This window comes from Devosia rhizoryzae (genome assembly GCF_016698665.1).
GTDB lineage: Bacteria > Pseudomonadota > Alphaproteobacteria > Rhizobiales > Devosiaceae > Devosia > Devosia rhizoryzae.
This window is the reverse complement of sequence record NZ_CP068046.1, coordinates 3,150,522-3,160,554: the sequence shown is the minus strand read 5'-3', so window position 1 is coordinate 3,160,554 and position 10,033 is coordinate 3,150,522. Positions and strand designations below refer to the sequence as shown.

The 10,033-nt window shown below is 58.7% G+C and carries 10 protein-coding genes; 4 read left to right on the top strand and 6 right to left on the bottom strand.

Features of this window, described 5'->3' with window-relative positions:
* Window positions 1–13: 13 nt before the first annotated feature.
* The 6 genes from rsmG to hemE all read right to left on the bottom strand — a co-directional run bounded on the left by rsmG (window position 14) and on the right by hemE (window position 6,833).
* The gene (gene rsmG / locus JI748_RS15480; RefSeq protein WP_201632684.1) at window positions 14–655 is read right to left on the bottom strand and encodes a 16S rRNA (guanine(527)-N(7))-methyltransferase RsmG; all 642 of its coding nucleotides are present in this window, start codon (window positions 653–655) and stop codon (window positions 14–16) included.
* On the bottom strand, window positions 655–2,517 hold the full coding sequence (gene mnmG / locus JI748_RS15475; protein WP_201632681.1) for a tRNA uridine-5-carboxymethylaminomethyl(34) synthesis enzyme MnmG: 1,863 nt from the start codon (window positions 2,515–2,517) through the stop codon (window positions 655–657). Before mnmG ends, rsmG begins: the two co-directional genes overlap by 1 nt.
* 82 nt (window positions 2,518–2,599) lie before the next feature.
* Window positions 2,600–3,871, bottom strand: a complete 1,272-nt coding sequence (gene mnmE / locus JI748_RS15470) for a tRNA uridine-5-carboxymethylaminomethyl(34) synthesis GTPase MnmE (RefSeq protein ID WP_233280696.1) — start codon at window positions 3,869–3,871, stop codon at window positions 2,600–2,602.
* Window positions 3,872–3,910: 39 nt separating this feature from the next.
* Window positions 3,911–5,176 (bottom strand): transcription termination factor Rho, encoded by a 1,266-nt coding sequence (rho, locus tag JI748_RS15465; protein WP_164532960.1) that lies wholly within the window; start codon window positions 5,174–5,176, stop codon window positions 3,911–3,913.
* A 178-nt stretch (window positions 5,177–5,354) separates the two neighbouring features.
* Entirely contained in the window at window positions 5,355–5,780 is a 426-nt protein-coding gene (hemJ, locus tag JI748_RS15460; protein ID WP_201632675.1) for a protoporphyrinogen oxidase HemJ, read from the bottom strand.
* A gap of 18 nt (window positions 5,781–5,798) precedes the next feature.
* A complete protein-coding gene (gene hemE / locus JI748_RS15455) occupies window positions 5,799–6,833 on the bottom strand; it encodes a uroporphyrinogen decarboxylase (RefSeq protein WP_201632673.1) in 1,035 nt (344 codons plus the stop codon).
* Between the two features lie 440 nt (window positions 6,834–7,273).
* Here hemE and JI748_RS15450 point away from each other — a divergent pair, with 440 nt between their 5' ends.
* Genes JI748_RS15450 through dnaQ form a run of 4 tightly spaced genes read left to right on the top strand, consistent with a single transcriptional unit; the run spans window position 7,274 to window position 10,017 of the window.
* Window positions 7,274–7,870, top strand: coding sequence for a Maf family protein (locus JI748_RS15450; RefSeq protein WP_201637421.1), 597 nt, complete (start codon window positions 7,274–7,276; stop codon window positions 7,868–7,870).
* 9 nt (window positions 7,871–7,879) lie between these two features.
* Complete coding sequence (locus JI748_RS15445; RefSeq protein ID WP_201632670.1) at window positions 7,880–8,710, top strand: shikimate dehydrogenase; 831 nt, start codon at window positions 7,880–7,882, stop codon at window positions 8,708–8,710.
* Between the two features lie 3 nt (window positions 8,711–8,713).
* Window positions 8,714–9,310 (top strand): dephospho-CoA kinase, encoded by a 597-nt coding sequence (gene coaE / locus JI748_RS15440; protein WP_201632667.1) that lies wholly within the window; start codon window positions 8,714–8,716, stop codon window positions 9,308–9,310.
* On the top strand, window positions 9,310–10,017 hold the full coding sequence (gene dnaQ, locus JI748_RS15435) for a DNA polymerase III subunit epsilon (RefSeq protein ID WP_201637419.1): 708 nt from the start codon (window positions 9,310–9,312) through the stop codon (window positions 10,015–10,017). The genes coaE and dnaQ overlap by 1 nt, the downstream gene beginning before the upstream one ends.
* Window positions 10,018–10,033 lie beyond the last annotated feature (16 nt).

The window sequence follows — 10,033 nt, the reverse complement described above, 5'->3', positions numbered from 1 at the left end:
CTCCGCGTTGCCGCTAACGCGCTGATTTCGAACGGAGATTCGAAATCTCGAGAATGACACCACTCGGATCGGTATCACTGGGATGTATTAACACGTCAAATTCCCAGGACGCACGTGTTTCCTTGAGCTCTTCAACATGTTCCCGGCCTTTATGCAGCAAAGCTCGGGTTTGCGGACCAAAAAAGGGCTTCATCCATGCTGCCAACTGCGGCAAGGCAGCCAGTGCACGGGAAGTGATGACATCTGGAACAGGTGTTTCACGTGAATCAATGTCGTCACTGCGTGAACCGATAACCGTGGTTGTGAGAGCAAGCTCACGCGACACCGTGCGCAAGAAGCTAACCTTGCGTGCGGTCGGTTCAACGAGAACAAACCGCCGGTTCGTTCCCTTGCTCGCAACAGCCATGGGAATTGCGGGCAAGCCGCCGCCACTGCCCAAGTCCATGAAGTTCACGTCGTCTGGCAGAAGATGTCGCAAGACTTGAAGGCTGTCCCCGAAGTGCCTGGTCCAGACATCGCTCAATGTTTCACGTGAAACAAGATTCTGCACCTGCTGCCATTTGCGAAGCAGTTGAGCATAGGATTCCAGATCATGCTCCACCTCATCGATCGATCTGGACAGACAAGGTGCGTAGGAGGCAATTGCCGAAGCCATCAGCTTGCCTTGCGCAGTTTACCCCGGCGGATGACCGCCATAAGCAGCGTGATGGCAGCAGGCGTCATGCTATCAATGCCTTGGGCTTGCGCGATTGTTTGTGGTCGATGCTGCTGCAGCTTTTGCCGGAGTTCCATGGAGAGGCCGGGAATAGCCGAGTAGTCGAGGCCTTCAGGGATGGAGCGCTTCTCGTCGCGTCGAACACTTTCGATGTCTGCTCGCTGACGATCCAGGTAGACAGCGTATTGCGCATCGACACTAATCTGTTCGAGCACCTCAGGAGAGAGGCCGAGGATTTCGGGCCATAGTTTTCCAAGGTCGTCGACGCTCATGTCTGGATAGGAGAGCAGATCAAACGCAGAGCGTCGCTTGCCGTCTTCGTTAACCGCAAGACCGGCCTTCCGAGCTTCATTCGGCGTGGCGCTAAGCTCCTGCAACATCTTTCGTCCACTGACGATTGCGCTCGTCTTGTTGTGGAAGACTTCTCTGCGCGCCTCTGATGCAAGGCCGCGGTCCAGTGCCATAGGGGTCAATCGCTGATCGGCGTTGTCGGCGCGCAGGTGCAGGCGAAATTCAGCGCGCGAGGTGAACATACGATATGGTTCGCTCACACCTCTGGTGATCAGGTCGTCTACCATGACGCCAAGGTAACTTTCGGTGCGTGACAAGACGAATGGCTCGTCACCCTTCGACGCTAGAGCAGCATTGGCGCCGGCAAGCAGTCCTTGTGCTCCAGCTTCTTCATAGCCAGTCGTACCGTTGATCTGGCCGGCGAGATAAAGGCCGGGCTGGCGCTTTACTTCAAGCGTCGCGCGGAGTTCGCGAGGATCTACGTAGTCGTATTCGATGGCATAGCCCGGACGGACAATAGCGACGTTCTCGAGTCCAGGCATGGACCGGAGGAACGCTTCCTGTACTTCGGCCGGCAGAGATGTGGAAAGGCCGTTAGGGTAGACGGTTGTGTCATCCAGCCCTTCGGGCTCCAGAAATATCTGATGACTGTCCCGATCCGCGAAACGGACGATCTTATCTTCTATCGAAGGGCAGTAACGGGGACCACGAGACTGGATTTTTCCTGAATACATCGCGGAGCGATGGAGATTATCCGAGATAATTTTGTGGGTTTCGGCCGTGGTCCGGGTAATGTGGCAGGACACCTGAGGATTGGTGATTGCAGTAGTCAGCGCCGAAAACGCCTCAGGAGGCGTGTCGCCAGGCTGCTCTTCGAGAACGCCGTAGTCTATGGTTGAGCCGTCCAGCCGCGCAGGGGTGCCGGTCTTCAAACGACCAAGCTGAAGACCTAAGGTCTCGAGGCGCGTAGAGAGACCAAGAACCGGCTTCTCCCCCAACCGGCCCGCTGGAACTGTTTCGTCGCCGCGGTGGATCAAACCTCGCAGGAAAGTACCGGTGGTTAGCACAACAGACTTAGCGGTAATGCTTCGCCCGCCGAGCAGCACGACACCGCTGACATGTCCATCGGCTACGGTGATGTCATCGACTTCGCCTTCGATGACGTCGAGGTTTGGCTGGGCCACGATCGCGGCTTGCATTGCTTCGCGATAAATCCTGCGATCGGCTTGGGCGCGAGGGCCACGAACGGCAGGTCCTTTGCGGCGGTTAAGGACTCGGAACTGAATGCCTGCTGCGTCCGCGACGCGACCCATAAGGCCATCCAGTGCATCGATCTCTCGCACGAGGTGCCCTTTGCCCAAGCCGCCAATAGCCGGATTGCAGCTCATTTCGCCAATTGTGGCAAAGCGATGCGTTATCAGCGCCGTTGGAATGCCAAGGCGTGCCGAGGCTACGGCAGCTTCTGTGCCAGCATGGCCCCCACCGACAACAATTACGGCATAGTCAGACATGACAGTTCTCCAAGTCGGCTGACATAGGCCAATGTTTCACGTGAATCAATTCCAGCTGCGGTACAGCTGTGCTTCACGTGAATCACTTTCCGATGCAGAAGCTGGCAAACAAGCGGTCTAGCACAAGTTCAGAGTCGACACGTCCGATGAGCCGCTCCAAGACTGTCGAGGCGGCGCGCAAGCTTTCTGCTGCAAGTTCCCAATCATGGAGTGCCGAATGCACTTCAGCAAGAAACTTGAGAGCTGCCGATAGGCTCTCCTGATCTCGTTCATGGCTAACCAGAGAAGGTTCGGCTCCGATCATCTGCTCGCCCAGAGCCTTGAGCCGCTCGATGAGTTCTAGTAGGCCCTTGCCGGTTGCTACGGATACGGACAGGTCGGAACTTGCATCATTTCGGAGGTCAGCCTTGGTTGAAATTTCAAGAAGACGGCCACTAGTCATGGGGCGTGTGGCGTCTTCAGCGTCAGGGGCAACAAGCCAGAGGACAATGTCGGCAGAGGCAATCGCCTGTTCGGCCCGGCGGATGCCTTCGGCTTCCGCGCGGCTCTCCGTTTCTCGTAGGCCTGCCAGATCCAGGAGGATGAAGAGCTGACCGCCGATATCGAGAGGAACTTCACGAACGTCACGAGTCGTTCCTGCCTCATCGGAAACGATCGCGATATCGGACTTCGCCAGTGCGTTGATGAGGCTGGACTTCCCAGCATTGGGTGCCCCGGCTAAGGCTACGCGCACACCTTCCCGGACGATCCGTCCACTATTCAATGACGCCAAGGCACCAGCTATGGCGACTTCGAGGTCTGCTAGTTGCTCATGCCAGCGGATCGGCAGATCTTCGGTGACATCGCCCTCATCCGAAAAGTCGAGGCGCGCCTCGATCTCCGCGCGAAGATCGAGGATTATGGTTCGCCAGCGATCGACCTCCTCCGTAAGGCGGCCATCGTAGCGAGCCAAAGCCTGTCGACGTTGATTCTCCGTATCGGCATTGATGAGGTCGCCCAGACCCTCGACCTCGAGGAGGTCGAGCTTGCCATTTTCAAATGCGCGGCGTGTGAACTCGCCAGGCTCAGCCAAGCGCAGGCCGAAGCTGCGGAGTTCGGAAAGCACTGCTTTGACCGTGGCGGAGGAGCCATGCATATGAAGTTCGGCGCAGTCCTCACCGGTAAAGCTGTGTGGCGCCGGGAAGTAGGCGACAAGGCCCTGATCAAGCCGTTGCGAAGACCCGATATGTCGCAGCGCCATTTTCCTGGGCTGCGGGACGCCACCTGCTATGAAGTCCAACGCGGAACATACCTGCGGTCCGGAAAGCCGAACCACGGCTACGCCACTCGGAAGCGCTCCAGAGGAGAGCGCCATAATGGTGTCTCCCGCTTGCATGAATTGCGCTCCGCAGGCTTACGTGTTCATCGAGTCGAAGAAGTCCGAATTGGTCTTGGTCTGGCGAACCTTGTCCATCAGGAAGTCCATCGCGTCGATCGTCCCCATCGGATTGAGTATGCGGCGGAGGACATACATCTTCTTGAGCGTGTCATTTTCGACCAGGAGCTCTTCCTTGCGGGTACCGGACTTGGTGATGTCCAGCGCCGGGAAGATGCGCTTGTCGGCGACCTTGCGGTCGAGAATGATTTCGGAGTTACCGGTGCCCTTGAATTCTTCGAAGATCACTTCGTCCATGCGCGAGCCGGTATCGATAAGCGCCGTCGAGATGATGGTCAGCGAACCGCCATCCTCGATATTTCGGGCAGCACCGAAGAAGCGCTTCGGGCGTTGCAGCGCATTAGCGTCGACACCACCGGTGAGAACCTTGCCGGAGCTTGGGACAACGGTGTTGTAGGCACGGCCGAGACGGGTGATGGAATCGAGAAGGATGACCACATCGCGCTTGTGCTCGACGAGGCGCTTGGCCTTTTCAATGACCATTTCGGCGACCTGAACGTGGCGCGAAGCGGGTTCATCGAAGGTCGAGGAAATAACTTCGCCGCGCACGGAGCGCTGCATGTCCGTCACTTCTTCCGGACGCTCGTCGATCAATAGGACGATGAGATAGCATTCTGGATGATTGGTCGCGATCGACTGTGCAATATTTTGCAACAATACGGTCTTACCAGTGCGCGGCGGCGCAACGATCAGTGCGCGCTGTCCTTTGCCAAGCGGGGCAACAAGATCAAGTAGACGGGCCGAACGGTCCTTGAGGGTTGGATCCGGTAGCTCCATGCGCAACCGCTCTTCGGGATAGAGCGGCGTCAGGTTGTCGAAGTTGACCTTGTGGCGAACGGCCTCGGGATCTTCAAAGTTAATGGTGCTTACTTTGAGAAGAGCGAAATAGCGTTCGCCTTCCTTGGGAGAGCGGATTTCGCCTTCCACGGTGTCGCCGGTGCGCAGGCCAAAGCGGCGGATCTGGCTGGGGCTGACATAGATGTCATCGGGACCCGGCAAGTAGTTCGCATCGGGTGAGCGCAGGAAGCCAAAGCCGTCGGGCAGAACCTCGACCACGCCTTCGCCCACGATGTTGATGTCTTGCGCAGCGAGTTCCTTGAGGATCGCGAACATCAACTCCTGCTTGCGCATGGTCGACGCGTTTTCGACCTCGAGTTCCTCGGCAAAGGCCAGAAGTTCGCCAGGAGACTTGGCCTTGAGCTCGCTGAGCTTGATATTCTGCATGGAAGCGACGGACCCTTGAGGGAGATCGTAGAACTTATGAAGTGGGGGAGTTCGAGGCACCGCAGCTGCAATCGGGCGATCGCGCGTTTTGGTGGGTGCCTGAGGCTCATGTAGCCTGATCCGGGCCAATATTCAAGATAGCACCGGATGCTCGTGAAACTTCGCAGAAGGTCGTCGCTTAAAACGGCTTCACGACGACCAGAATGACGATCAGGATCATCAACACGGTCGGGACTTCGTTGATGATGCGGAAGAATTGCTGCGGCTTGGTGTTTTTGTCTTGGGCAAAGAGCCGTGTGTGCTTGGCCAGGATGCCATGGCAGGCGGTGAGCAGCAGCACGAAGAAGAGCTTGGCGTGAAGCCAATAGGCGGTGGCGAAGTCCACCCAGCCGCCAAAGATCATCCAGAGCCCGAAGACATAGGTGGCGATCATCGCCGGGGTCATGATGCCGCGCAAAAGGCGCCGCTCCATGATCTTGAAGGTTTCGGCCTTGTCCGAGCCGATCTCGGCCACCGAATGATAAACGAAAAGGCGCGGCAGATAGAGCATGCCCGCCATCCAGGCGATCACCGCGATCACATGGCCTGCCTTGACCCATTCCATCCGGATTCTCCTTGAGCGTTAGCGGCCTTTGACGCGAGCGATCAGCTGCTCGACATGGGCGATCGGCGTTTCCGGCACGATGCCGTGGCCCAGGTTGAAGATATGCGGGCGATCGGCAAAAGCGGTCAAAATCCTGTCGACCTGGCTGGTCATGGCCTTGCCGCCCACCACCAGCCGCAGCGGATCGAGATTGCCCTGCACAGGCAGCGTGTTCGGCAGAGCCGAGCGGACGAAATCGAGCGGCGTGGCGTAGTCGATGCCCAGAACGTTTACGCCGGTATAGGCCGCATAGCGCGACAGGTTGCCGGCCGCACCGCGCGGAAAGCCGATAACCGGCGCATTGGGGATACGCGCACGCAGGCCTTGGACGATACGGCGGTTCGGCTCCATGACCTGAAGCGCAAAGGCGGCGTCATCGAGGTTGAGCGCCCAGCTTTCAAAAAGCTGCACCACGTCGGCGCCGGCTTCGAACTGGGCGGTGAGGTAATCGACGCTCGTCTCGACCAGGATATCCATGAGCTTGGCGAAGGCTTGCGGATGCTGGAGAGCGAATTTGCGCGCCACCCACTGATCCGGCGAGCCGCGGCCGCCCAGCATATAGGTCGCCACGGTCCAGGGAGCGCCACAGAAGCCAATCAGCGTCTGTTCAGGCTTGATGGCAGCTCGTAGCCGCCGCACCGTTTCCAGGACCGGCGCAAGATGATCGAGAGCCCTTCCCTTCTCAAGCCCATGGATCGTGGTCTCATCCACCGGATCAAGGATCGGCCCCTCGCCGGTTTCAAAGCGCACAGGTTGGCCCAGGGCATCGGGAACGACGAGGATGTCGGAAAAGAGAATGGAGGCATCAAGATCAAAGCGCCGCAGCGGCTGCAGCGTTACCTCGACGGCAAGCTCGGGCGTATAGCAAAGCTCGAGGAAGTTCTTCGCCTGCTTCCGCGTCTCACGATATTCCGGCAGGTAGCGCCCAGCCTGGCGCATGATCCAAACGGGAGGCCGTTCCTGGCGCTCACCGAGCACGGTCGCGAGCATTGGTTTGTGAACCGCGGTGCTCATCGAAAAGACCCCTTCAAAACCCAATAAGAGTCTTTCTTGCTTCGCTTTATTATCTTCATAGCGGTGTCTTGCGCCAATTCATGATGATCCACAATCGCCCTAGTGGTGACACGAGCGCGCAGGGCTTTGGTTAACGAGGTGTGAATCATTTTGCGAGAGCGATCGCGGTCATCGAAAACGAAATAGTTAACGAGAGATTAACCGGGCGACTCCCGAGTCAACGATTCGATTCAGCCTGTGCGAGTCTGGACTCATAACTTTTGGCCGCCGGAACTGCTTTCCCACAGACCTATCCTTCCCTCGATCCGGGGACCGGCTGTGGCCAAAGTGTTAACGAATTCTTACCTAGGTCGAACAAGTCGGGCGACAGGCGAAAGTTACGAGTCGAGATCACACCTTGGCCTTGAGCTGGGGATAGCAGTGTGGAAAAACGAGGCACCATGCTGATCCTTGCTTCCCGTTCTCCTACCCGTAAGAGTTTGCTCCAACAAGCAAAACTGCCGTTCAGCGTGGATGCGGCAAGCGTCGACGAACGTACGCTCGAGGCAGAGGCTTTGCGCGGTGGCGCTGACGCTGCGGAGGTGGCGCAGCTGCTGGCGCAAGCAAAAGCCCGAGCGGTCTCGGTTAACCATTCTGGAGCGCTGGCAATCGGCGCCGACCAGATCCTGGCGCTGGGCGAGACCTTGTTGCACAAGCCAGAAACCATGGCAGACGCCGCAGGGCAGCTCGATCGGCTCCGCGGCAAGACCCATCGCCTTCACGCTGCGGTAACCCTGGTGCGAGATGGAAAGGTGCTTTGGTCCGATGTGCAGACAGCCGAGCTCACCATGCGGACCTTTTCGGATGAGGAGCGGGACCAGGTGTTGCGGCTCGAAGGGGAGGAGGTGCTTCATTCCGTCGGCAGCTACCGGCTGGAGGGACCATCGATCCGGCTGTTTGAAGCTGTATGCGGCGATTATTTCACGATTTTGGGCCTGCCGCTCTTGCCGCTGCTGGCAGCGCTGCGCGATATCGCACCAGAGCTGTTTTCTGCCTAGGATCTTGCCGTGACCACCAAGGCCTTCGTTATCGGGCACCCAATCGCCCATTCGCGCTCGCCCTTGATCCATGGCACGTGGCTCGACGAACACAGGATCGATGGCACCTATGAGGCGATCGATGTGGCGCCTGCCGATCTTCCGGAATTCTTCGATCGCTTGCGATCGGGCGAGTTCGCCGGCGGCAATGTCACCATTCCGCACAAGGAGGCGGTATTTGCGCTCTGCGACAGTGTCGACGACCTGGCGCGCACCATCGGCGCCGTCAACACGCTGATCGTTCGCGATGGCAAGGTGCAGGGCACTAATACCGACTATCTTGGATTTTTGGGCAATCTCGATGCCGAAGCACCCGGCTGGTCGGATGGACCACGCGACGCCATGATCATCGGTGCCGGCGGCGCGGCGCGGGCCGTTCTGGTGGCGTTGCGGCGGCGAGATGGCGGCAAGGTTCATGTGCTCAATCGTACACTCGCCAATGCCCAGGCGCTGGTCGATGATATCGACGGACCGTTTGAGGCGCATGGCTTTGATGACTTTGCTCGCCTAGCGCCGCAAATTGGACTTGTCGTCAACACCAGCTCGATCGGCATGCATGGAAGCCGCTTCGACTGGCTAGATATGGCGCTGCTGCCCAAGACAACGCTAGTGACCGATATCGTTTATACGCCGCTGGTAACGCCGCTCCTCGCAGAAGCTCAGGCGCACGGTTTGAAAACGGTCGATGGCTTGGGCATGCTGCTGCATCAAGCCGTGCCAGGCTTTGCAGCCTGGTTCGGCGTGACGCCCGAAGTCACCCCAGCCCTGCGCCAGAAAATCGAAGCGACCTTGGTGCACTGACCCATGTGGAAGATCGGCGTTACCGGTTCGATTGGCACGGGCAAATCGACGCTTCTTGAGGCCTTTTCGAAGGCTGATGTGCCGGTGTTTTCTGCAGACCAGGCGGTGGCCGAGCTTTACGCCGGCGATGCTGTGGCGCCAGTCGAAACGCTGTTTCCTGGAGTTTCCAAAGGCGGTGTCGTGGATCGGCAGGAACTGACGCGCCGCCTTGCCTCGGATCCCACAGGCTTTAAGCGTCTTGAAGCGGTGGTTCATCCGCTGGTTCGAGCTCGCATTGCCGAATTTTGCCTTGAAGCCGAGAAGGCTGGAGCGGTCGCCGCGGCGGTGGAAGTGCCGCTCTTGTTCGAGAGCGGGTATGACTATGGTTTTGATGCCATCGCCGTAACGCATGTCGACGACGCCATTCAGCGCGAACGGGTCATGGCGCGTCCGGGCATGACCGTGGAAAAGCTCGAGACGCTGCTTGCCCGGCAGATGCCGCAGGCGGAAAAGAAGGCACGGGCCACCTATCTCTTCGACACCGGGCGCAAGCGCGCCGAGATCGAGGATATGGTGTCCGAGCTTGTGGACGGCATCAGGGCGAGACAAAAGATCAAATGATCAGGGAAATCGTGCTCGATACCGAAACCACCGGCCTTTCGCCCCAGGGCGGCGACCGGCTGGTGGAAATCGGCTGTGTCGAGCTGATCAACCACATTCCCACCGGCAAGACCTTCCACGTCTATATCAATCCGTTGCGCGCGATGCCGGAAGAAGCGTTCCGTGTGCACGGGCTGAGCGATGAATTTTTGGCCGACAAGCCGGTGTTCCGAGCGGTAGCCCAGGAATTTCTCGAATTCATTGGCGACGCGACGCTGGTGATCCACAACGCGCCATTCGACATGGGCTTTTTGAACCATGAGCTGACCGGCACGGGGTTCAAGACCCTCTCCAATCCGGTGATCGACACCGTGATGGTCGCGCGTCAAAAGCACCCCGGCGCCCGCGTCAGCCTCGATGCGCTCTGCAAGCATTACGGCATCGACAATGGGCGCCGCACGCTGCATGGCGCTCTGCTCGACAGCGAGATCCTGGCCGAAGTCTATCTCGAGCTGATCGGCGGCAAGCAGGTGAGCCTGGCGCTGGTGGCCGAGGTGGAAGTCACCACCATCAGCCTCTCTGAATCGCGCATTGCCGTGCGCCCCCGACCCGTGCCCCTGCCCGCCCGCATCAGCCGCAACGAGGCCGAGGCGCATGAAGCGTTTATTGCGAAGATGGGCGAGAGCGCCATCTGGGCGCAATACGAAGAGAAAGCTGCGGCGGAATAAAGGGAAGGCACCCCCT